The organism is Woeseia oceani, from assembly GCF_001677435.1.
In the GTDB taxonomy this organism is placed as follows: Bacteria; Pseudomonadota; Gammaproteobacteria; order Steroidobacterales; family Woeseiaceae; genus Woeseia; species Woeseia oceani.
This window is the reverse complement of sequence record NZ_CP016268.1, coordinates 1035602-1058883: the sequence shown is the minus strand read 5'-3', so window position 1 is coordinate 1058883 and position 23282 is coordinate 1035602. Positions and strand designations below refer to the sequence as shown.

Below are 23282 nucleotides of genomic sequence, written 5' to 3'. Positions count from 1 at the left end.
ACGACGACTACAGCGTTGGTAACGCTCTCGACACGAACAAGGTGAACCTGGTGCAAACAGAGATGGCTCAGCTGGCGGGCAAAAACGCCGTGGTTACGGGTGGCGCCAGCGGAATTGGCGCGGCCATAACAGCACGCTTTATAGAACATGGCGCCAGGGTATGGGTGCTGGATCGTGATACGCCCGCTACGCTTGCCGGACAGCCCGCCCCGGAGCAGAACGCCGGCGCTGTGATCTACCTGCAATGCGATGTTGCTGACCACACGGCAGTTCGAAACGCTCTGTCCAACGCACCGGCAAAACTGGACATACTGGTAAACAATGCCGGCGTATCACACATCGGCAATATCGCCGCCACGACCGAAGAAGACTTCGATCGCGTCTACCAGGTCAACGTCAAGGGACTCTACAACGTTACCCATGCGTGCATCAACAGGCTCATCGCGAATGGCGCGGCCTCGATTGTGAACATCGCTTCCGTGGCTGCCAGCATCGGTCTCGAGGACCGATTCGCGTATTCGATGAGCAAAGGAGCCGTGCTCGCCATGACGCGCTCCATAGCCCGGGACTACGTTGCGGCGGGTGTGCGCTGCAACGCGATTTCTCCAGCGCGAATTCACACGCCCTTCGTCGATGACTACTTAAAAAAGAACTACCCGGGGCAGGAGACCGCCATGTTCGCGAAATTGGCTGCCACCCAACCGATTGGCCGCATGGGCACACCGGAAGAGGTAGCTGCAATGGCCGTGTTCCTGTGTTCAACTGATGCGGGTTTTATTACGGGCTCCGATTTTTCGCTGGATGGTGGCTTTACAGGACTCAAGATCTGACCATGAAATTAATTCGATTCGGACAATCAGGACAAGAACAACCCGGCGTTGAGACCAGCGACGGCACTCGTCTGGATTGCCGCCGTTTCGGCGAAGACTGGAACGAGGCTTTCTTTGCGAACGACGGCCTTTCACGGCTTGCAACGTGGTTGCAGCAGAACGAAAACAACTGTCCCCTGGTTGCCCAGGACGAACGTCTCGGCCCGCCGGTCGCGCGCCCGTCCAAACTGGTTTGTATTGGCCTGAATTACGCAACACACGCCAAAGAAAGCGGCATGGATATTCCAGAGGAACCGGTCGTATTCACCAAATCAACCACGTCCATCACAGGCCCCTTTGACGATATTTGCATCCCTACCAACTACCCGTTGCACGGCGAGCCCGCACTCGCAACAGAAACCGACTGGGAAGTTGAATTGGCTGTAGTTATCGGTCGGGAGTGCTATACCGTCCCCGCAACCGAAGCGCTGGACTATGTCGCTGGTTACGTCGTGCACAACGACGTCAGCGAACGGGAAACTCAGCTTCGCCGCGGCGGCCAGTGGGTCAAGGGCAAGAGCTACGACACCTTCGCCCCCCTCGGACCGTATCTTGTCAGCGCCGACGAAATACCGGATCCGCATGCTTTGAGGATCTGGTTGAAATTGAACGGCGAGATCATGCAGGACGGTTCGACGAGCGATCTGATCTTCGACATTCCAACCATAGTCAGTTACCTGAGCTGTCGCATGCGCCTGTTGCCCGGCGACATCATCTCGACTGGCACACCATCGGGCGTCGGGCTCGGCCTCAAACCGCCCCGCTACCTGCGGCCAGGCGACATCGTCGAACTCGGGATAGACCACCTTGGCGTCGCCCGGCAAACTGTCGTCGCCTGACCAGCCGGTACGAATGAAGATCGATTCCCATCAGCACTTCTGGAATTTTGACCCGGTTCGCGATGCCTGGATTGACGACTCTATGCAGGTCTTGCGCAGCAATTTCCTGCCGGACGACGTGCTTCCTGACATGCAACGTCACGGCTTTGCCGGCAGTATCGCCGTGCAAGCCGACGAATCGATGGACGAAACAAAGTGGTTGCTATCGCTTGCGGCAGAATACCCGTGGATACGAAAAGTAGTGGGCTGGGTCGACCTGAAATCAACGCAAATAGACGCCAAGCTGGACGCGCTTGCCGACTATTCCGCACTCGCCGGATTTCGCCAGATTCTGCAATCGAGAGAGCCGGACTATATTGACGACCCGGCGTTCCGGCGCGGTATTGCAGCGCTGGGAAAGCAAAACTATACCTACGACCTTCTCGTGTATCCCAAACACCTGACAGCGGCCCGTGCTCTCGTTGCCGATTTCCCCACACAGATTTTCATTGTGGATCACCTTGGGAAGCCTGAGATCAAGGAAGGCAGAATAGAACGCTGGGCACTCGAGATGTATGAGCTGGCGAAACATGACAACGTTTACTGCAAGTTGTCGGGGCTTGTCACTGAAGCCAACTGGTTGACCTGGCAAGAGCAGGATTTGACGCCGTATATCGAAGTTGCGCTCGAGGCCTTCGGACCGAAACGCCTCATGTTCGGTTCGGACTGGCCGGTCTGCCGCCTGGCCGCATCCTGGGATCAGGTTGTCAGCGTCACTGAACGAGCCATACAAGGATTGAGCGACGCAGAGGTCGCGCTGGTTATGGGCGGAACAGCCAGCGCCGCCTATGGGGTATTTTGATCATGAATCTGCAACTGGAAAACAAAGTTTTTTTGGTCAGTGGCGGCGCGCGCGGCATTGGCCAGGCGATCTGCAAGGCGATAGCGGCTGAAGGCGCCATTCCCGTAGTCATCGACCCTGCGATAACAGAAGCCAACGCGCTGATCGCCGAACTCCGCGAGGCAGGTCAAGCTGCTCTGCACCTGCCCTTGCGCCTCGATACGCAAGACAAGTGCGCACAGGCAGTCAACACCGCGCTGGAGAAGCTCGGACGTATAGACGGCATCGTCAACAATGCCGGCAGAAACGACGGTGCGGGCTTGACCGAGGGCTCACCTGAAGCCTTCGCCCGTTCAATTGCGGAGAACCTGTTCCATTGTTTTGACCTGGTTCACTACGCGCTGCCAGCGCTCAAGGAAACCAAGGGCGCGATCGTTAACATCGCCAGCAAGACGGCCGTAACCGGCCAAGGTGGTACCTCTGGTTACGCGGCTGCGAAAGGCGCGCTGCTGGCATTGACCCGCGAGTGGGCGGTCGAACTGCTGAGCCATGGGATACGCGTCAACGCCGTAGTGCCTGCTGAAGTAATGACACCGGCCTACGAGAATTGGCTGCAGACGTTGCAGGAGCCGGACGAAACACTCACGCACATCAAAGCCCGCATACCACTAGGCCAGAGAATGACTGAACCGCAGGAAATTGCCTCAATGGTGGCATTCCTGCTGTCGGCGCGAGCCGGGCACACCACCGGCCAGCACTTGTTCGTCGACGGCGGCTACGTCCACCTGGACCGAGCCCTCGGTACTATTCTGAAATCGGAGAGATAGCAGCAATGGCCACGACAGCACTGCCCTTCTCACCTGGATTCACGAGCCTTGCTGAGCAGATTGCATTACACGGCACGTATCGGGGTGCGGAAATTGCCTTGATCGAAGGCGACCAACGACTTAGCTGGTCCGATTACAATGCGGCCGGCAATCGGATAGGCAATACGCTCTTGCATGCCGGAGTCGCACGAGGAGACCGGGTGGGAATGCTGGTCACCAACAGTACATGGGCACACGAAGTGTTGCTTGGTATCTGGCGTGCAGGTGCGGTCGCGGTACCCCTTTCACCCATGCTGAACGCCGAGGCACTCAATCGAATGCTGACGGATGCCGGGGTTACGACACTCTTTACAAGCACCGAGTACAAAGCCCTGGCAGACGCTGCGATGCCCGCCAAAGGGCAGGTCGTTGCGGCAGGACCGGCGTTTGCAAGCTGGCTTGAAACACAGAGCTCCGACAACCCCGGTATAACGCTGAGAGCCGAAGAACTCGCCGTCATCATTTACTCATCGGGCACGACCGGAACTCCGAAGGGAATTGCGCACAGTCACGGTGCCCGTCTGGCGTTTGCTTCCACCTTTGCCGCGGAGTTCCGCTTTCATTATCGGAGTGTCGCGCTGTCGGCCATTCCAATGCACTCCAATGGCGCGTGGTTAAGCTGGAGCCCCGCAAAATGGATGGGAGCGACGACGGCGATACTGCCTGCCTTCACGCCGGATGCTTTTATTGACGCGGTAAGAAGCCTGAAACCCACGCACGGATTCATCGTGCCCGCAATGGCGCAAGCCCTGCTGGCACACCCTGACATCGAGAATGCCGGTCTCACCTGTTTTGAATCGGCCATCACGGCCGGTTCACCGATGCCCGAACCCGTCAAACGCGAGATTCAAAGGCTCACAGGCAATGCACTTTACGAGCTGTGGGGTTTGACAGAAGGCGTTGCGACCATCATGTCCCCACAGGACATGCAAACCAACTGGCACTCGGTTGGCCGGCCCATACTGGGCTGTGACCTGCGCATCGTGAACGCCAGCGGCCAGGACATAACATTTGAAGGTACAGGCGAGATTGTCGGCTGTTCGGATGGACTGCTCAGTGGCTACTGGAATCGTGCCGAAGCCAATGCCGATCTCGTATGGAAGACCGTCGATGGTCGTACCTATATCCGGACCGGGGACGTCGGTGAGTTCGACGAGCAGGGTTTTCTTACACTACGCGGCAGACTGAAGGACATGATCTTGTCCGGCGGCCTGAACGTCTACCCCATCGATATCGAATCCGTACTGCTGTCACATGCAGCAATCAGTGACGCCGCAGTGATAGGCGTTGACGATGACAAATGGGGTGAGGTGCCGGTGGCCTTTGTTGTGCTTTCTGCAACCCAAAATGTCGATGCTGCCAGCATCTGCGACTGGGTCAACGAACGTCTCGCGAAACACCAACGAGTTCGTGAAGTCATTGTTTATGAATCCAGCTTTCCACGCAATACGCTGGGAAAAGTGATGAAGCTTCAATTACTGCAGGAATACAACGCAAGACTGCAATCCGCCAGCTAAGAACGGCTCAGCCGTGACAACATAAAAAGGCAGGAAACACCCCGTGTCCAATTCGCGCCATAAATGGTTCATGCTCAGCTTGCTGGTATCCGTGTACGTGATCAACATCATTGATCGGCACATCATCAACATTTTACTGGAACCCATCAAGCACGATTTATCGCTGACAGACACGCAAGCGGGTTTCGTGGCTGGACTCGCATTTGCACTGTTCTATACGGTAATGGGACTGCCGATTGCCACGCTCGCGGATCGATTCAGTCGCACGCAATTGGTCACCGCCTGCTCTGCAATATGGAGTGTGATGACCGCACTGACCGGTGCTGCAAGCAGCTACCTGACGATCGCAATCGCACGTATGGGTGTGGGCATAGGTGAAGCCGGCCTGACGCCATCGGCCAACTCTTTGATTGGTGATCTTTTCAAACCCACGGACCGCGGCAAGGCGATCGGCATCTATCACGTAGCCGTGCCGGTTGGCACCATGCTGGCTGGCCTGGCCGGCGGTTACCTCGAAACGATCGTCGGCTGGCGCATGACGTTCGTCATCCTCGGCATCGTTGGGCTGGTCATGACGGTCATATTTCGGCTGGCTTTTCGCGAACCGGAGCGCGGGCTGGTTGACGACCCGGCATCCCGGCCAGAGCAAAATCGCTACACACTCATTGAAACTATCAAATACCTCTACAGCAAAAAAAGCTGCCGGTACTTCTTCCCCGCCTTTGCACTCATCGGCTTCGTTGCATCGTCTGTGAACACCTGGACACCCGCCTATTTCATGCGGACATTCGACATGAGCCTGATGCAAATGGCGACAACCATAGGGCTCGTCGGAGGAATCGGTGGTGGCATCGGAATGATTGCCGGTGGAGTGCTTGCTGATCGATTGTCGTCGCGCAATGTATCCGCCTATCTGACCATTCCGGCCATCGCGATGCTCGTAACCTTCCCACCGACGCTTGGCATGTACATCGCACCATGGCCGGGACTCTCGGCAGCATTGTTTCTCGCTCCGGTCATCACGGTATCGGTCGTCACTGTCCCAGTACTCGCGCTGCTGCAACGACTGGCTAAAAACAACATGCGTGCCGTCGCGGTCGCATTGTTCCTGCTCGTTATTCACCTGATTGGCATGGGCTTTGGGCCGGTCGTCGTGGGCTTGATCAGTGACCTGCTGAACCCGGCATTCGGCGACGATTCTCTGCGCTACGGCCTGTTGTCAATCGTACCGTTGAATCTGCTCGCGTTTTGGTGGTTCTGGCGGGGCTCGCGCCACATCGCGAGCGATCTAGACCTCCCACAATAGGGCGGAGACCGGCCAAAGTCTGACGCTAAGCGGGGTCAACCCGCTGATAGAGCGTAACGACGCAGGCGCCACCGAGACCAAGATTGTGCTGCAAGGCCAGTCTTGCGCCTGCAACCTGGCGATGCTCTGCAGTGCCGCGGAGCTGCGACACCAGCTCATGGCATTGCGCCAGGCCGGTCGCACCGAGTGGATGGCCTTTGGATAACAAACCGCCGGACGGATTGGTAACCACCTTGCCGCCATAGGTATTGTCACCATCCGCGATGAATTGCTGCGCACCGCCTTCCGGGCATAACCCCAAAGCCTCGTAACTGATCAACTCGTTGTGAGCAAAACAATCGTGCAGCTCTGCCACGTCAATGTCGTCGGGCCCAACACCGGCGCTTTCGTACACCTGGTGACTGGCGGATTGCGAAAGACCGTAGCCTACCAGTTGCATCATGTCATTCGACGCAAACGTCGCTGGTCGATCAGTGGTCATGCTTTGCGCAACAATACGAACTGTTGTATCAATGCCGTGTTTTTTCGCAAACGCCGGCGACACCAGCACCGCCGCCGCCGCACCGCAAGTGGGTGGGCAGGCCATCAACCGGGTCATGACCCCCGGCCAAAGGACCGGCGAATTGAGCACATCGTCCCGGCTGACCTCATTGCGAAATACCGCGTTGGGATTGTGCACAGCATGGCGACTCGCTTTCGCCCGAATAGCAGCAAAATCCTCAAGGGTAGTGCCGTACTTCTCCATGTGCCGTAACCCAGCCCCACCGAAATAGCGTAACGCCGGCGGCAAGTCCGGCTGTCCGGTGATGGCCTTGCTGACTTCATCAAAGCGATCAAACGGCCCCGGCCGGTCAGCAAACACTGCACCGATAGCGCCCGGCCGCATCTGCTCGAACCCCAGCACCAGCACGCAATCAACATCACCACTTGCCAAGGCCTGTCGAGCCAGAAACAGGGCCGTCGAGCCGGTGGCGCAATTATTGTTGACGTTGCTGACAGGAATGCCGGACATACCTACCCGGTACAAGGCCATTTGCCCGCAGGTTGAGTCACCGTAGACATACCCAACAACGGCTTGCTGGATATCGGCGTAGTCGAGGCCGGCATCAGCCAGTGCCAAAGTCGCAGCCCGGGCGCCCATGACATCGAAATTTTCGGACGCACCCGGTTTGGCAAACGGGATCATGCCGACACCCGCAACGACAACCTGATCAAAGGAAGAATTGCTCATCTGAATTGGCTCACCGGTATTGTCTGCCTGTTGTTATTGCGCGTCCGAAACGAACTCTATATTGACAAAAAGCAGCGCAATTTTCAGGTGTATTTTTGCAATACCCGGGTGACCACAAACGTCACCTAATTTGTGGCCGAGGTGCTACCAAACACAGAATCGCCCAATAAGAATTCGCAACAGTTACTCTCGGGATCCACCGGTCACCGCCGTGGTCATGGTGAACCAGGGCTCAATGCGTTACTACTAGAGGAGCAACGGAAGGCACAAACACTATCGGTTTGCGCCAGCGTTTGTGCTTTATGCCCTATCGCATTTTTGCAACCGGCATGCTCGTCAAATCGCGCACATTCTGTAACCCATTTGGCCGAGGGGTGGAGGCTTGGCACTCTGTCTGTCAACAGCTCAACGGCGGGTATCACGATCCGATCACGTAGTACGATCCGCTCAGGCCGTCGACCAGTATTCTCAGCTCCTGACGTCCATGCATGCCGGTTAACACCCAGTTGGGTTTCCATATTAATTCGTAGCCTTGTTTCTTTTCGGGTGCCTTGCGACGCAGCAGGCGTAATCGGCGCAACGTTGCCGTGCGCAGCAGTTGCAACGCAAGCTGTTGCGCGTGCTCGAAAGAAACTGAATTCCACCCAGGGTCGGCTGCGCTGCCAACCGCACTGCTCTCCGGCAGCACTTCCAGTTTCGGCCACACTGGCGTCAGGTAGGCCTTGCCGGTATATCGGTCAACAAGCGTATGCACATCCTCAGCACGCGACCGGTCCCGCATGTCGCAGTAAACACGATGAATGAATCCGGAAAACGGGTGGTGCCGCAACTCGGCGGCAACCCTGCTGATATCTGGCAGCCGCTCTTCAATTGCGTGCCAGGCATCGTTTTCATCGAGCTCTGGCTGAAAGGCGTACTGCACCATCAACTATGTTCGCGCGCCAGAATATCGGCTTGTGCCGACAGGCTGGAATCTTGCCCGCGACGGAGCGAAGCCGGTATCGGGGAGAGTCTCGCTGTCTCATCAATTGCTCGTCGAATTCGCTCGGGTACCGGGTGCGATTTTTGTGTCAGCAAGCTGACCACGACTATCGTCGTAGTCGACAGCGCCAGGCCAATAACCATCGGGTCCAGACCCGTAGCCGCGGGCATCGCCAACAACTCCCAACTGACCGAGCTGAGCGTACCAGCAAGCATGGAAGCGATCGCTCCTGCGGCATTGGCTTTCTTCCACCAGACTGCACAAACGTAGGCAGGCACAAACGCACTACCCAATACGGTTGTCGAAAAGATCACGATACTGGCGACGGCCGGCGGTTCCACAACGGCAATGGCATAGCCGATGACCGCCAGGCTCAATACGATGACCCGCGACACCCAAACCATTTGTTGCTCGGACATGCTTCTGTTGATGAATCGCGCGTAGATGTCCTGGCTGGCTATCGTCCCCGACTGCAGCAACAAAGCATCGGCGGTTGACATGATGGCCGCCATTATCGCCGCCATCACAATCCCAACAGCAAATGGCGGCAGCACGGCTTCCGCGACAGAAAATACTGCCATCTCCGGATTGGCCAACGTCGGCACCAGCAACAATGCAAACAAACCGATCAAATAGGGACCCGGGATGAAAAGTACGTTGAAGAGCAGTGAATAGACGCCGGCTTTCCTGGCAACGCCCGGCCGTTTCATAGCCATGTGACTCACCACCACGTGCGGCCAGCCCATGTAGCCGATTGAAAAGATCAGCAACGCTCCGATCACGATGCCCCACTGACCCTCGAATGCCAGACCGCGCCCCCACATTGTCAGCAAGGTGGGATCCAGCGCGCCAATAGCTTGATTTCCGTCGCTCAAGCCACCAACAGCCTGCAATGTTCCAATCAGGACCCACAGCATGCCAACGAGCATAACGATGGCTTGTACAAAGTCTGTGTATGCAACCGCCAGGTAGCCACCGAGGTAGGTGTAAAGAACGATAACTCCTATGGCTACGGCGAGAGCGACGGGATAAGAAACACCAGAGACAATTTCAAGACCGCGCCCACCCGCAATGAACTGCGCCAGCACGTAAAAGAAGATACAAAAAAGTGCGATAGGCGCAGCAATGCCACGGGTCCATTTCGACGGATAGCGGTGCTCTAGGTACTCGATTGAAGTGATTGAGCCCAGAATCTGCGAGAGTTTTCGCATTCGTCTGCCGAGCACCGACAGGTTGAGAATACCGCCGCCGATATCGCCGAGCGCGTACCACATCCCGAAATAGCCCTGGGTGTAGCCGAGCGAGCCCGCGCCCAGAAACATGTAGCCGGACATCGATGAGCTTTGCAGTCTGAGCGCAGTAACGCCGGGGCCAAGACACCGCCCCCCGAGCAGGAACTCTTCGGTACCACGGCCGCTGCGACGCATGACAACAGCACCAATACCGACCATGGCAATGAAATAGAGCAGCAGGAATACCAACTGGATGCTCATTGGTCATTATCCGCACGGTCATAGTGACGCGACAGGTACCAGAAAACGCAGGTGTAGAGAATCCAGAATGCCGGTACTCCCACAACTACGGCCAACGTGAACGGTGGTAGATTAAACAATGCACCTCCCCTTCCTGCTACGGCTGAACAGCTCGTTGAAGACTTTGCCACTTAATCCGCTGGAGACCAAGCCCCGCCAAACCTGCAACGCTCAGAAAAACAGTACGGAGTGCTGCAACGTTATGCATGAGTCGATGATGAACTGGCGGAAAAATGCCCGGCATACAAGTGGCAGTTACGAAACTGTCCTCCAATCAGCGTATGATCCGGCACTCGACTTGTATCGCTTGGTCACAAAGAACGCCCGGATCGCCGCCTTATGATGAACCTCCGCCATATCGAAATCTTCCACGCCGTTTATCAAACCGGCTCAGTCAGCGCAGCAGCGCGGCTGTTGCACGTTTCGCAACCTTCAGTGAGCAAGGTGCTACGACACGCAGAAAGCCGCATAGGGTTGCCGCTGTTTCGCCGGGTCAAAGGGCGGCTCGTGCCAACCGAAGAGGCACATGTTATCTATCGGGAGGCGCAGGAGCTTTATCAACGTTACGAATCGTTACGTGAGACAACAGCGAATCTCAAACATGGCGACGGTTCGCTGCGTTTGGCGGTATTGCCATCGCTCGGCCTGGATGTCGCCCCATCTGCCGTTGCGATGCTGCACGAATTGGAACCGGCGGTATCCCTCGATATTCAAACCTTGCACAACAAGGACATCCTTAGATCACTGTACGAGCGCCGTTGCGACCTGGCGATCAGCTTTGATGCGCCGAGCCACCCTCGCCTGAAAGCCATTCGTGTTGGGCAAGGCAACATGGTCGCATTGTTTCGGCGTGAGAATTTTGCCAACGCACCACCCGAACTTACGCAGGAAATGCTGGCTTCGCGCAAACTAATCGGACTGTCTGGCTCCGGCTATGTCGGCTCACTGTTCAATGAAGACCCTGACCAGCCCACTCCGCCGCGCCAGAAAATCACCGTACAGACCTACTATGTTGCAGCAGCACTGGTGCGCCACGGAGTGGGTTTCGCAATCATTGACGAATTCACCGCCCGCGCCAACATGAGCGAATCGCTGGATTACCGGCCGCTCGCTGATATGGCGCCACTTACTGTGTATTGCACGTTTCTTGAAGACCGTCCGTTATCCCAGCTTGCAGAGAAACTCGTGCGACTCATGAAGAAGGTCATCAAGTCCAGCGACGACCGCTGATAACGCACGCACGCTGGCCGTCACTACACCAGCGCTATGGTGAGTACAGTCCACAGTATCGCCGCCAATCCCGCCGCAATACTCGCAGGCACGATCTGCGTCGTGACGTGGTCCATGAGATCACAACCTGTTGTCATTGCACTGAGCACTGTCGTATCTGAAATAGGTGAACATTGATCGCCGTACACGCTGCCATTCAATACAGTCGCAAAACATATCGACATGAACAAGGCGGGATCACTAACACCACTGTTTATCGCAACAGCCCAGGCCAGCGGCATGGCCAGTGGAAATGCGATCGCGTAGGTACCCCAGCTGGTACCGGCTGAAAAGGCGATAACCATCGTGATCAGTTGCAGCGCCACTGGCAGCATCCAGTAGGAAATCTGGTCGCCGAGCAATTCAACCAGGTAGATGCCCGCGCCTACCTCCTGGCTGATACCACCAATTGTCACTGCCATCAGCAGAATGACCGAGGCAAGCACCACGCCTTTGAGACCTGAGCCTAGTCCTTCGATTACGTTGCGCAGGCTCATGCCGTTAAACAACGCAAGGCAAATAGCCGACATCAATGCCGCACCGAAACCCCAGTTCACGCGAGGTGTACCGGTGTATACGAAGGTACCGACAGCGATACTGATCAGCAGGATCAATGGCAAGAAGAACTCGGACAAGCCTGGCCGATAGCCTTCCGGTATGTCGGGTATCTGTATTTCCTTCGCACTGAGTGGCAATGCGCCCGGCGCATCCAGCTCACCGGTTGAGCGCGCGCGTTCGCGCGCACGGCGCAAACCCGGCCCCGCCACGTGCATCACGCCGAACGACAGCAACAAGGTGCCGAGCACGGCAAACAGGCTGTAGAAGCTGAACGGAATACTGTCAAAGAAAAACCGGATACGATCATTTTCTGTCGCCAGAAAGCTGACGCCGGGTACAAATATCAATGCCTGCACGTAGGCTGGCCAGGCATTGAACGCAATCAGCGAAGCGATGGGCGATGCAGTGGAGTCAACAATATAGGCAAGCTCCTCATGGCTAATGCGCTCTTTGTCAGCCACCGGTTTGACGATCGTCCCAACCAGCACAACGCTGATCGTTCCCCCCTGAAAAAACAGTACACCCATCATCCAGCACACGAACTTGGCGGTTCGCGGACCTTTGACGAAATGCCGTGTCATGAACTCCGCGAACGCCTGAGCGGCACCTGTCCGCGACCAAATGCCCAGTAAGCCGCCAACCAGCCACAAGTACAACAGCAACACCGACGCCGCGCTGGTACTGGCAAGGCTCGGTATAAGCACCGCGTCCGTAATATCGAACCGCCCCAGCATGAAGGCACCGATAACCGTGCCGATAAACAGGGACAGGAGCGCTTCTTTGGTTATCAGACACAAAACAATAGCGGCCAGTGCTGGTAGCAATGACCAGACGCCGAAATGAAACCGCGCTTCTAGCAGCGAGTAACGCACCGCCGTGTCACCGCCGGAGGCGAGCGTCTCCGACACCCATTGGCGTTCAAGTCCCGGCGCCTCTGTTAACTTGTCCAACTCAGACTGACGCAAAGGCGACTGCTCGTACGGCACCACGTCATCAATGCGCGTGCTTTGACCTTTGTAACGGTAGGTCAGGCTGCCGTCGTCAGCGACTTCTACATTGTAGGTAGTTTTCTGCTCAACCCAGGTCGGATTGACGCTTGACGATATCCAGACGGAGACCAGCAGAGCCGCGAGTATGAACAAAAACGGCGGACTGCTGCCAGCCCTGGCCAATCTCGCGCGTAACGATTGCGACGCCGCTGGCTCAGTCTCCAGGCCCGATTGAGAGCTATTGCCGCCCGCCACCTAGTGGTCCCGCAACAGCACTCGCCCCGACCGGCTCGGTACCAGCTTGCCGGCATCGATTGCCGTTTTGCCGTTCACGATCACGTAATCCATACCCTCGGACAAGACTTCGGGATCCTGGTACGTGGCACGATCGCTAACAGTATCCAGATTGATCACCAGAATATCGGCAAAATGGCCCGTACGGATAAGCCCGCGGTCTTCGATCGAGAAAACGCTGGCCGTCAAACCAGATGACGAATGAATGGCCTGTTCGAGTGTCAGAATGCCGCTGTCCAGCACGTAGCGTTTGATCTTGCGCGGGAATGCACCATAGGCTCGCGGATGATTCAGGCTTTTTCCTGGCGTAACCAGCGAACCGTCAGAACTGGTCATCGTCCAGGGTTGACGCATGATCGCTTCGAGATCCCGCTCGTACATATTGAAGGAGATAATCGGCGCCCCGCCGTTCTTTAACATTTCAATGGCGGTATCCAGCGGTTCTTCTTCGCGCAAGCTGGAAATGTCGTCCAGTCGTTTGCCAACGTACTCGGGTGCCGGCGGGTAATCTCGGATCATGACAGCGTTCGGCCCCGCACGACGCTCAAGGTTCTGCGCCATCTCAGGCCGGATTTCTTTGAGCTGCTCGGCATCTTCCAGGCGCTCGATCATGGCCGCTTCGCCACCTGCCTGCGCCCAACCCGGAACCAGCGCAGCCTGCAAACCGGTGCCGGATGCCGAGTAAGGGTACTGGTCGGCCCAAATTTCGAGTCCTTCGGCGCGCGCTGCATTGATGATACGAATCGCGTCTTTGGATTTCCCCCAGACCTGCGGTCCGAGCATTTTCATGTGGGTAACAACGCCAGGCAGGCCAGTCTCCCGCGTAATGCGTATGACTTCCTCGATGGCCCCGATGACACCAACGTCATAACTTGATTCGTCCCGAATATGGCTGATATGAAACGAGTTCGGAAATTCCGCTGCAACCCGTGCCAATCCAACCAACTCTTCCGTTGTCGAGTATTTGCCTGGCACGTAGAACGGCCCGGTCGACAAACCAAAAGCACCCGCTTCCATGGCGGCCCTGACCAGACGCTCCATTTCAGCTTGTTCTGCATCGGTCGGTGAACGGTCGTCCGTCTGCATGACCGCACGACGTACGCCGTTGTGCCCGATCGTCGGCACCACGTTGACGCCCGGCTTGATGCGATTGATGTTATCGATTTGCGGCTTGAGGTCCGCCGGGCCACCGCCGTCGGGGTTGATCATGACGGTGGTTATTCCCTGGTACAAAATCGGCTCGGCAGCGGCAAGCTCTGCCGTTTCGATGCCCGGCGCGGCGTGGGAATGCGGGTCGATAAACCCGGGAGCGATGATTCTTCCCGTCGCGTCGATGACTTTGTCGGCTGTCGCATCCGCCGGTACTTCGCCAACAAAAACTATGCGATCACCGCGGATGGCTACATCTGCATCAAAACGCGGTGCGCCGGAACCATCCACGACGACACCACCTTTGATAAGAATGTCAAAATCCTCCGCCAACGCCGCACCAGGGAGCGCCATGCCAATACACAACAGAGCGGTCGGCAAGCGCCGGAATGTGTTACTAACAGCGGATTTCAACATTGCATTTATAGCCATCTTTGGTCCTCAGGAGTTTGTCTTAATTGCTTGCAACGAATCAGAAGCGGAAACGCAGGCCAAGATTGAAGTTACGACCGAGAATATCGTACAGCGTCTGGTTTGTTGAGATATTGCCGTACGCACTGCCGCCAGGACCGTTGGCAACAATCGCCGGGTCCCGATTGCCAAGGTTGGTGATTGACAAGAATGCTTCCGATTCGCTTCCTGCCATCTCAAAGGCATAGGCCATTGAAAAATCGATATAGAACGCACCGTCAATGTGGTTTGAGTTGATTGTCCGGTTGTCAATTGTCGATTCCGGACAACCTGAGGTGCACTCTACAAACGAGTTGTCGTATACACCGTCACTGATACCACGACCGATGAGATTCAGCGTAACCGGTCCGTCCTGATAAGTCGCAACCAGGCGGTACAACCAATCCGGCGGACCGCCCTCATTATTCTGGCCAGCAGAGTCGGTTGGCGTATCGATGCCGTTGTTCTCATAGTTCTCGAGGTAGTTGGTCGCGAGAGCGCGTAACGTCAGATCGCCGTCCAGTCCGCCCGCGAAATCAGCCAGCGAAATTCTGTACGAAGCTTCATAGTCGATACCGCGAGCTTCGCGTACCGCGAAGTTGAACGGACTGACACTGATCTGCGAAATAAGATTGACGCCGGTCGAATTGTCACGGCTGATGGCTGCGCAATACTGTTGCAGCCCTTCGAAGCAACGATTGACGATGGTTTGCGCGTCGACCGAACCGATAGCCCCCTCAAGCGTGATTTCGTAGTAGTCAACCGACAAACCAAAGCCTGGCAGGAAGGTAGGTTGGAATACCGCACCAATACCCCAAGTGTCGGCTTCTTCCGGAGTCAACGCAATGTTGCCGGTACGAATCTCAGTAAACTGAATGCTGGTATTGGCATTGAACGGATCGATCAGCGTATTGGTGCGGCTTCCGCCGCCTTCAAACAGTTCTTGCAGGTTCGGCGCACGAATGTCGCGTGAGCGTGTAGCGCGGAACCGCAGGTCATCGATCGGCGAGTAAGTCACGCCAAGCTTCCAGGTCGTAACGTTGCCTGACGTACTGTAGTCCGTCGCGCGAACCGCACCGTTGACGTCGAGCCCTTCGAGAACCGGCACTACGGTTTCAACATAAGCTTCTGTAACGTCGTATTTGCCGAACGTCGGTTTGAAGTTACCGACGAACCAGCCGGACTGAAATTCTTCAGCAACGGAACCGGAAGCTTCTTCTTCACGGTATTCAATACCAGTCGCAACCGAAACAGGTGCTGTCCATGTGTCGAACACGTCAAAGCGGAAGTTTGCGGCGGCCACTTTCTGAGTGAATGTCTGATTACGCAGCGGGTTGCCGATTACCGCAGCAACTGCGGCGGGATCGGCAACGCCAAGACCGAGGCGGTTCAGCGGAATACAACCATTGCCGGGATCAGCTATGGATGACCGGCAAACAATCTCGTTTGTCACTGGATGAAAAACCGCATCCTGTGCTGCCGCAAGCCGCGCGTTGTTGGTGATGTCTCGCAACATTTCATCGGTGTTGGTTTCGCCGTGCTGCATATAGGCGTCCCAGGTGACTGGCCGTCCAAATGCTTCAAAATTGCCTTCCAGACCGACCAGCAAACGGGTCGATTCCCGCTGGTTGTCGCTCTTGCGCACCGGTAGACCGGCGTTACTTGAGCCAAGCCTGAATTGCGTAATGCCGAGGTCATTCAACTGGGTTCGAACGGACTCCGGAATGAACGCATTGTCAGACTCGATCGGAATGTTGGCCTGATTGAACTGAATGCCGATATAGCCCAGTGAAGCATGCTGATTCCAGGAAGCCTGAGCGAATGCTTCAACATTGTCGGTCAGTTCGTACCTAACCTTGCCGAAAAATCCGCGACGCTCTTCATCGGCATGCAGTGACTGGCGATCGTTTACCTGCACCATTTCCCAATCGCCACCAATCATCCAGGGATCACGGGTTTCACCATACGCGAACTGATTAACCGTTCCATTCTGGCCAAAATAGATACCGCGCAGATCAGTGTTGGTAATAATGCCGCCCGGCGCGGCATTGCTGAGACCGATATTGTTCATCAGCAGGCGTTCCGGTTCACCATTGCCGGCAACGTACGCCGGGTTGTTCATGATGTACCAACCGTCGTTGTTCCATTCACGCGGTACCCCATAGATACCTTCCCGATCGGTGATTTCGACGTCAAACACAGCATGTCCGCGGCCGCCGGCAAATTCTTTGCCGCCGGCAAGATTGAATTTCCAGCGACGGTCGTCGCCGTAGGTGGTCTCACCAGCAACGATTGAGCCCCTGATACCCGTAAGATCATCGTCAAGAATGAAGTTTACGACGCCCGAAACGGCGTCTGAACCGTAGGCCGCCGAAGCACCGCCGGTGACGATCTCCACACCTTTGACCAGGCCCTGTGGGAACGTATTGATGTCGACCGCTCCATCAAGCGCAGAACCGGCCGAGCGCTTGCCATCCAGCAACACCAGGGTACGCGACGCGCCGAATGAACGCAGATTGAGAACGTTCAGGCCTGCGCGCCCGCTACTTGCCGAGGTGTTGCTGTTGGCCGGAGTACTACTGCCGACTACCGAAGGAATCTGGTTGACGAAGTCAGCAACGTTGGTCGGTGCAGTCGCCTGAATCTCGTCTTCACTGATAATCGTCAGCGCAGTCGGTGTTTCGTAACCGTCGCGTACGATACGCGAACCCGTGACGACAACCTCTTCTATGGCGGCCGGCTCGGTACTTCCCGATGCAGCCGCAGTCTGTGCTTGCGCCGACGGGGCAGTCGCGACAGACAGAATTACGAGTAAGGGCCAAACCTCCGATCGATTCCGCTGCTGAGTGGGGTTAAGTTTCTGACGCTCGATCAGATTTCTTGAAACGGATTTGCTTGGCATATTCATTCCAGCTCCGGTGTAGCTAGTGAGTTATTCGTGTTCTGGATACGTTAAGTACTGAGCGACCTTTTTGTCACAGCAGCAACAACGAATCAATGGACGGGAATGAGGAGTGGCCGGAACTGATTTTAACCGAACCAAAATGCGCCCCCACGCCTGCCTCATTACTTCATTAGAGACAAGTCATTCGGTATCGTCAACAAAGCACCGTTTCAAAGACTTTGTTCGCCTATAGCTTGAAGGCATGGAAAATCGGCCGAATTGTCGATGCAAGGTGTTTTGGCACCAAATTTGTGCACCGCAAAAAGTAGGAGTCTCCAGTATCCCGCCGCGTGAGAGCCGATAGCCTTCATAGCCGCACTGTTGGTCTGGAATGCTGGCGCAAAATCCCGAATCGGACTTTATTGCTGATACAACCTCGTGCTGCAAATGCTCGCTGACCTTGCGGATGTTGGTCTATACCTTTGCGTCTATTTTTGTCGTGAACTGCGGAGTTTAGAAATCACGACTGCGACCAGAAGAAATCAAGCATACCCATGAATAAGTATCGGCCCCTCCTGTGAAGCCTGCTGCGTTCTGGTTGAACAATCTTTAAGATCCAGGCCTTTTTCGCTGAACCGGCGGGCACTATATACCGGCAAACCGGATCGCATTCCCACTTTGACTGCCGAAGAGGCCAGCCTTGTCGCGACTTTTCGTCACTCCCGATGCCACTGTCCCGACTAAACCGTCGCCGCCGCAACAGCATGCCAACCCTGGCGCCTTTGGGCGGCAATAGTCACCGAACGGCGGGTCATTGCTTGCGGGACCACTTGTGGATTGCATGGTACGCGGATTGGCATGTATTCAAGCTGGAAAGCACCTCAGGAAACGCGGCCAAAGGAGAGGCTGAATCGACTCATTTTGAGAGAAAAGCCGCGCCCATCGCTGTCGGGGGTTATCTCCATACCACTGGACTTATAGCTTCCCGCGTCCGTAGGCTCCAATGTCATCGTTTCCCGGATGCTTTCGTCGGGCGCCAGAATCGAAAGGTTGAGATTTCCATCAGAATTCATTTCGACAAGATAAGTGACGTTCAGACTCTCCGAGCGATAACGCCCATTGATCGCAGCCGCTTCGACGGAGCGTTCACTTGCTGGCGGCAGCCCTTTTTCGAGAGCGAGAATAATTTGATCTACGTGATAAAGCGGATTGATTTCACCCCGGTTACACAGCATTGCGATTCCAATTCGGCTCTCCGAATGACGCGCATAGTACGTCTTGAATCCGCTTGCTCCCCCGCTATGGCCAATCCAATGAGGACCGACCAGCAAGCCATTTGCATAGTAAATCCCATTGGGACTTGCGACCTTAACGCCACTATTGAAGGTACTGAGCTGGGTCATCAGCCGCAGCAATTCGGGCGTCCACACCTTTTGCCCTTGATCCAGATCGTAGTCCCATTTCGCAAGATCATTAACGGTCGTTATCAAGCCTCCCGATCCGCCAAACAACGGATACTCGTTTGATTGCTTGATCTTGCCATCCTTGACTACATATCCAAGCGCAAGATTCGGATCCGCCGCAGGACTTCCGTCAAGGACGAAACTGCGAGTCATCCCCGTAGGCGCCAGGACGTACTGTTCAACGTATTCGCCAAACGGCTGCTCCGCGACCCGCGCAACGATCTCCGCCAATAACAGATAACCGCCGTTGCTATACGCATAGCGGGTACCGGGATCAAAGTTGGTCTGCTCCTGATCCATGGTCAACTGCAGTGCATGAGATCGCGATGACCTGGATGCGTAATCGTAGCCTGCGGCCCTAAGCAAATTGAGCGAATCGCGAATACCACTCGTGTGGTTCAGCAACATTTGAACTGTGACTGGTCGCTGATATTGCGGCATTTCGGGCAGATACTTGCGTATGTCATCACTGAGCTTCAGTTTCCCCTGGATAACAAGCTGCATAACCGCAACCGCGGTGAACTGCTTCGAGACCGACGCTGCATAGAATTGAGTATCGGCGTTTATAGGCCGCTTGCCAGCCACATCGGCCAAGCCGACAAAGTCGGAAGTGACAACCTTGCCATTGCTGAACACGCCTACCGCACAACCCGGAAAGGAATCATCGATCGACTCGGGGAGCGCAGCCCTTATTCGCTCCTCAGCCTCTGTTTGCGAAAATGCCAATCCAGCAACAGCCACAATTGTGAGCAATGGAAGATTTAAAGCACGTCGTCCCATGAAAACAATCTCCTTATGATATCGAGTGTCGGTGCACGTACGGACGCAGGCGATGCGTGTTTCACCCTAAGCTAATTCGTTCTGACGCAGCAGTGGTCGGCTACCTGCAAAGATCAGGCTTCGGTACTTGCCTTATCGAGCATTCAAACAGGAATACAATTTCTTTCTCTGTCGCAAGTTACGCGTGCACTCACGTTAAGAGAGCAGCCCGCAGCGTTGCTGCGGGCTGCTTGTCCAGCTCAGAATCGAGCTCGCACTCCGACGTTGTAGAGTCGGCCAATCGTGTCATAGAGCGCGCGTGTGGTTCCGTGGCCACCCACACCCGTGATTGGTGGGTCTTGGTCCAGCAAATTGCGGATGCTGCCGTACAAGACAATGGAGCTATCGTCCCCTGATCTGAGCGGGTATTCACCGGAGATATCCAGGTACCAGACTCCGTCGACGCGCAGGTCTGCCAGATCTTTCGTTGTATAGTTTGGATTGATCAATCCGCCGCCGACATATCGCGCCGCAGTACTGATCATTGCGTCGTTTTGGCTGTAGGTAAGCCTCAGATTTGACTTCCAGGTTGGATTGCCACCAACCGCCGCGATGGTCGGTTGATGCACCGCATCATCCAGCTTGCTAACGGTCAATGGGTCTTCAATTTTTGCCTCATGGATGTACGACACAAGACTTCGGACGTCAAGATCGCCGGACCACAACGAAGTGGTATAAGCGAGCTCAAGATCGACACCGCTTATCGATACCTCCTGGAAGTTCACAGGACCATTGCGTACGCTTTCGATTCGTTCACCGGGGCTGGGACGATTAATTGACGCGCAAAGGTTGGGCGAGCCGTTATAGCACTCTGCAACAATGGTTGCCGGCGTCAAACCAATTATTGCGTCTTCGATCTTGATGTCATAGTAATCGAGCGAAGCGCTGATACCAGCAAGAGATTCCGGCGTGAACACGATACCCGCTGTGATCGTGTCAGCCTCTTCCGGCGTCAGCTCCGGGTTACCCACGTTGAGCGCCGTCACTGTATACGATTCTTCCCGAACAGGATCGTAAGCTGAAAGAAGACTGGTCGAACCGGCCGCAAAAAGTTCATCCAGACCTGGCGCCCGGATGTCCCGCGAGCGGGTTGCGCGCAATCGAACCGAATCGTTAATCGTGTAATTCAACCCGGTTTTCCAGGTATTGACCGGGCCGGACGTGCTGTAGTCGGTTCGACGACCTGACAGGTTCAGACTTAAGTCTCGAGCCCAACTAGTGTCAGCGGCCAGAGGAATATTGACTTCACTGAACGCTTCCTTAACCGTCACCTTGCCGGAATACGGAATCGCGCCACCGAAACGGAAGCCAAACTGCTGTGATATTGCATCTGAGGTGATGTCTGCGCTGAACTCCCGGTGCTCAAGGCCGAACGCGAAGTCCACGGGCCCCGCCCAGGTGGAAAAGACTTCGCCCATAACCGTGCCTGCGAGGACATTTTGTTTGAGCAGCGTTTGCCGCCAACCGTTACCCGTTACGTAATTGAGCGCGGACTGGGTTGCCCGCCCCTCACCGATCAAATTGATCGGAATGCACCCGTTGGTAGGGTCCGTTAGCGTTGAGCGACAGACTATTGTACCGGTGGAGGGATCGAGGACTGCATCGAGTGCGAGATTGAAATTGGCTGTGATGCGCGAATCCAGGTTTGCTCGGTCAACGGTCGTCCTGCCGTTGCTGTAGTACACATTCCAACCCCATGTGCCACCGAAGTCACCTTCTGCCCCAACGACTGCCTGAATCGTTTCGTTACTGATGTCGAGAGTTTCACGAGCATTGTCTTCGATCGCCCGGCCCAGGCGGAAACTCGGAATATTCTCAGCAATCATCACATTACGAATTGACTCCGGGACGAATGGATTGTCCTGCATTATCGTAAGCTGCTCCGATACAGAGATATTCGGGTAATTCGCTTCTGCGAGCGCATAGCTGAGTTCGGCAAACAACTCCACCTTGTCCGTCGCCTCGAATGTCAGACGTCCGAAGAACGACTGACGTTCATAAGGATTGGACCCGTTGCTTTTGCCAGCGCCATACCTGCCGCCACCGCCGACCATACTCGACGATGACACTAGTGTTCCGTATTCGAAGGGAACCGGACTTCCATCGGGCGTAAACTGTATCCCTGTCAAGAGGCTGGGACTGGTGATAACCCCCCCGTCACTTGCGTTCGAGTTTCTGATATTCGAGACCATTAACAAGCGTGGCTCGTCGTTGGTCGGCGTATAAGCAGGATTCGATATGAGTCCTGCGCCTTCCGCCCAAGGCCTGTCGCCGATAAACTCGATTCCTTCATTCTCAAAGATTTCGCCCGCCAGAGTTAGACCTACCCGGCCATCGAGGAAGTCAGTTCCAAAGGCCAGCGACGTGAGATATCCACCGTAGTCATTGTAATCTGATATGCCGGCCTGGATTTTTCCCTTTACGCCTCTGAAATCGTCGTCCATAAGGAAGTTCACCACTCCGGCTACAGCATCCGCGCCGTAGGTTGCCGAGGCACCGCCGGTGACAACGTCAACGCCGCGAATCAGGACTTGCGGCAACGTCGAGGAATTTACTGCACCGGACGCGAGAGTGGGCACATACCGCCGGCCGTCCACCAAGGTCAGTGTTCGAGCGAAACCTATGCCGCGTAAGTCGAAATAACTTCCGGCCGCATACGTCGAATTATTGCTTGCCGCTGCAGGATTGAGCGAATCGCGAACTGCCGGAAGTTGGCGAATGACGATTGCGATGTCCTGACCGCCGATACGTTGAATATCCTCTTCACCGATCGAAGTGACCGGTGTCGGTGTATCAAATCCACTGCGCGACAATAATGATCCGGTTACAACAATCATCTCGATTGCATCATCGTCGCCTTCCAGATCGGCTTCAGCATTCGGGTTTTCCTGAGCCCATAGAGACTGGCAAGCAATGGCAGTCGTAATCACCAGCAATAGAGTATTTGCAGAGTTGCGAACGAACTTGGTGCTCATAAGATCTCCTCTTCAACTAATTTGAGCGATTATTAGATTTCGATTGGCGGTGAGTGGGTCAGTGAAAGCTAAAATGCTCTCACTCAGTTCTCCAAAGTAAGCTGAATTCAGTAATGTCCGTTTAGCAATGAATCGTCTGCCGACATCGGTCGCCTGGTATGGTGGATCACAGGGCCACCCCAGATCGCGACAAAGACTCACAAAGAATCTGAACAAGAAGCCGACACAAAACGCAGCAATGCCGGTGCGATGCATTCGAACTGTCACAACAAACGGGTCATACAGGCGAGCCCCAGTAAAGCGAATAAGAAAACCTTCAAGAGATAGCGCATTATTTCGCGCGCAGCCCGATGCTGCGATCGGTCACGTCTCGACGTTACGAAATAGAACCGCCCAATTCTCAAGTGCTGTTTCATAGTGAACAGAAGCTAGTCTAATTTTTTCTCCAAGGAGCAAGTTAGAAGCTTCTC

Annotated in this window: 15 protein-coding genes; 7 read left to right on the top strand and 8 right to left on the bottom strand. The window is 55.5% G+C overall.

Annotated features, from left to right (window positions below; genetic code table 11):
- The first annotated feature begins 50 nt into the window (after positions 1–50).
- Genes BA177_RS04505 through BA177_RS04480 form a run of 6 tightly spaced genes read left to right on the top strand, consistent with a single transcriptional unit; the run spans position 51 to position 6217 of the window.
- The gene (locus BA177_RS04505; protein WP_197493333.1) at positions 51–830 is read left to right on the top strand and encodes an SDR family NAD(P)-dependent oxidoreductase; all 780 of its coding nucleotides are present in this window, start codon (positions 51–53) and stop codon (positions 828–830) included.
- Between the two features lie 2 nt (positions 831–832).
- On the top strand, positions 833–1708 hold the full coding sequence (locus BA177_RS04500) for a fumarylacetoacetate hydrolase family protein (protein WP_068613447.1): 876 nt from the start codon (positions 833–835) through the stop codon (positions 1706–1708).
- A gap of 13 nt (positions 1709–1721) precedes the next feature.
- Entirely contained in the window at positions 1722–2549 is an 828-nt protein-coding gene (locus BA177_RS04495; protein WP_068613444.1) for an amidohydrolase family protein, read from the top strand.
- 2 nt (positions 2550–2551) lie between these two features.
- Positions 2552–3355 (top strand): L-fucose dehydrogenase, encoded by an 804-nt coding sequence (locus BA177_RS04490; protein ID WP_068613441.1) that lies wholly within the window; start codon positions 2552–2554, stop codon positions 3353–3355.
- A gap of 5 nt (positions 3356–3360) precedes the next feature.
- Positions 3361–4911: a class I adenylate-forming enzyme family protein gene (locus BA177_RS04485; protein ID WP_068613438.1), complete on the top strand. Its 1551-nt coding sequence runs from the start codon at positions 3361–3363 to the stop codon at positions 4909–4911.
- 43 nt (positions 4912–4954) lie between these two features.
- On the top strand, positions 4955–6217 hold the full coding sequence (locus tag BA177_RS04480) for a spinster family MFS transporter (RefSeq protein WP_156762696.1): 1263 nt from the start codon (positions 4955–4957) through the stop codon (positions 6215–6217).
- Positions 6218–6242: 25 nt separating this feature from the next.
- Here the strand turns inward: BA177_RS04480 and BA177_RS04475 are convergent, their stop codons facing one another.
- The 3 genes from BA177_RS04475 to BA177_RS04465 all read right to left on the bottom strand — a co-directional run bounded on the left by BA177_RS04475 (position 6243) and on the right by BA177_RS04465 (position 9923).
- On the bottom strand, positions 6243–7448 hold the full coding sequence (locus tag BA177_RS04475; protein WP_068613426.1) for a lipid-transfer protein: 1206 nt from the start codon (positions 7446–7448) through the stop codon (positions 6243–6245).
- A 418-nt stretch (positions 7449–7866) separates the two neighbouring features.
- Complete coding sequence (locus tag BA177_RS04470) at positions 7867–8373, bottom strand: hypothetical protein (RefSeq protein ID WP_068613424.1); 507 nt, start codon at positions 8371–8373, stop codon at positions 7867–7869.
- Complete coding sequence (locus tag BA177_RS04465; protein WP_068613422.1) at positions 8373–9923, bottom strand: sodium/proline symporter; 1551 nt, start codon at positions 9921–9923, stop codon at positions 8373–8375. The genes BA177_RS04470 and BA177_RS04465 overlap by 1 nt, the downstream gene beginning before the upstream one ends.
- Positions 9924–10301: 378 nt before the next feature.
- Here BA177_RS04465 and BA177_RS04455 point away from each other — a divergent pair, with 378 nt between their 5' ends.
- Positions 10302–11192, top strand: coding sequence for a LysR family transcriptional regulator (locus tag BA177_RS04455; RefSeq protein WP_082989865.1), 891 nt, complete (start codon positions 10302–10304; stop codon positions 11190–11192).
- Positions 11193–11215: 23 nt separating this feature from the next.
- On the opposite strand, the gene BA177_RS04450 is transcribed toward BA177_RS04455, so the two are convergent.
- The 5 genes from BA177_RS04450 to BA177_RS04430 form a co-directional block, all read right to left on the bottom strand.
- The gene (locus BA177_RS04450; protein WP_197493332.1) at positions 11216–13033 is read right to left on the bottom strand and encodes a Na+/H+ antiporter NhaC family protein; all 1818 of its coding nucleotides are present in this window, start codon (positions 13031–13033) and stop codon (positions 11216–11218) included.
- Positions 13034–14653, bottom strand: coding sequence for an N-acyl-D-amino-acid deacylase family protein (locus tag BA177_RS04445; protein ID WP_068613417.1), 1620 nt, complete (start codon positions 14651–14653; stop codon positions 13034–13036). It lies immediately after the preceding gene.
- A 40-nt stretch (positions 14654–14693) separates the two neighbouring features.
- A complete protein-coding gene (locus BA177_RS04440) occupies positions 14694–17579 on the bottom strand; it encodes a TonB-dependent receptor domain-containing protein (RefSeq protein ID WP_197493331.1) in 2886 nt (961 codons plus the stop codon).
- Between the two features lie 857 nt (positions 17580–18436).
- A complete protein-coding gene (locus BA177_RS04435) occupies positions 18437–19798 on the bottom strand; it encodes a serine hydrolase domain-containing protein (RefSeq protein ID WP_082989864.1) in 1362 nt (453 codons plus the stop codon).
- Positions 19799–20037: 239 nt separating this feature from the next.
- Positions 20038–22812, bottom strand: coding sequence for a TonB-dependent receptor plug domain-containing protein (locus BA177_RS04430; RefSeq protein WP_068613411.1), 2775 nt, complete (start codon positions 22810–22812; stop codon positions 20038–20040).
- Between the last annotated feature and the right edge of the window lie 470 nt (positions 22813–23282).

Excerpts from the sequence above, each read along its gene's own strand:
- BA177_RS04430 (WP_068613411.1), bottom strand. The coding sequence starts at position 22,812 with ATGAGCACCAAGTTCGTTCGCAACTCTGCAAATACTCTATTGCTGGTG.
- BA177_RS04475 (WP_068613426.1), bottom strand. The coding sequence starts at position 7,448 with ATGAGCAATTCTTCCTTTGATCAGGTTGTCGTTGCGGGTGTCGGCATG.
- BA177_RS04495 (WP_068613444.1), top strand. The coding sequence starts at position 1,722 with ATGAAGATCGATTCCCATCAGCACTTCTGGAATTTTGACCCGGTTCGC.
- BA177_RS04445 (WP_068613417.1), bottom strand. The coding sequence starts at position 14,653 with ATGGCTATAAATGCAATGTTGAAATCCGCTGTTAGTAACACATTCCGG.
- BA177_RS04440 (WP_197493331.1), bottom strand. The coding sequence starts at position 17,579 with ATGAATATGCCAAGCAAATCCGTTTCAAGAAATCTGATCGAGCGTCAG.
- BA177_RS04465 (WP_068613422.1), bottom strand. The coding sequence starts at position 9,923 with ATGAGCATCCAGTTGGTATTCCTGCTGCTCTATTTCATTGCCATGGTC.
- BA177_RS04490 (WP_068613441.1), top strand. The coding sequence starts at position 2,552 with ATGAATCTGCAACTGGAAAACAAAGTTTTTTTGGTCAGTGGCGGCGCG.
- BA177_RS04455 (WP_082989865.1), top strand. The coding sequence starts at position 10,302 with ATGATGAACCTCCGCCATATCGAAATCTTCCACGCCGTTTATCAAACC.
- BA177_RS04435 (WP_082989864.1), bottom strand. The coding sequence starts at position 19,798 with ATGGGACGACGTGCTTTAAATCTTCCATTGCTCACAATTGTGGCTGTT.
- BA177_RS04500 (WP_068613447.1), top strand. The coding sequence starts at position 833 with ATGAAATTAATTCGATTCGGACAATCAGGACAAGAACAACCCGGCGTT.
- BA177_RS04485 (WP_068613438.1), top strand. The coding sequence starts at position 3,361 with ATGGCCACGACAGCACTGCCCTTCTCACCTGGATTCACGAGCCTTGCT.
- BA177_RS04470 (WP_068613424.1), bottom strand. The coding sequence starts at position 8,373 with ATGGTGCAGTACGCCTTTCAGCCAGAGCTCGATGAAAACGATGCCTGG.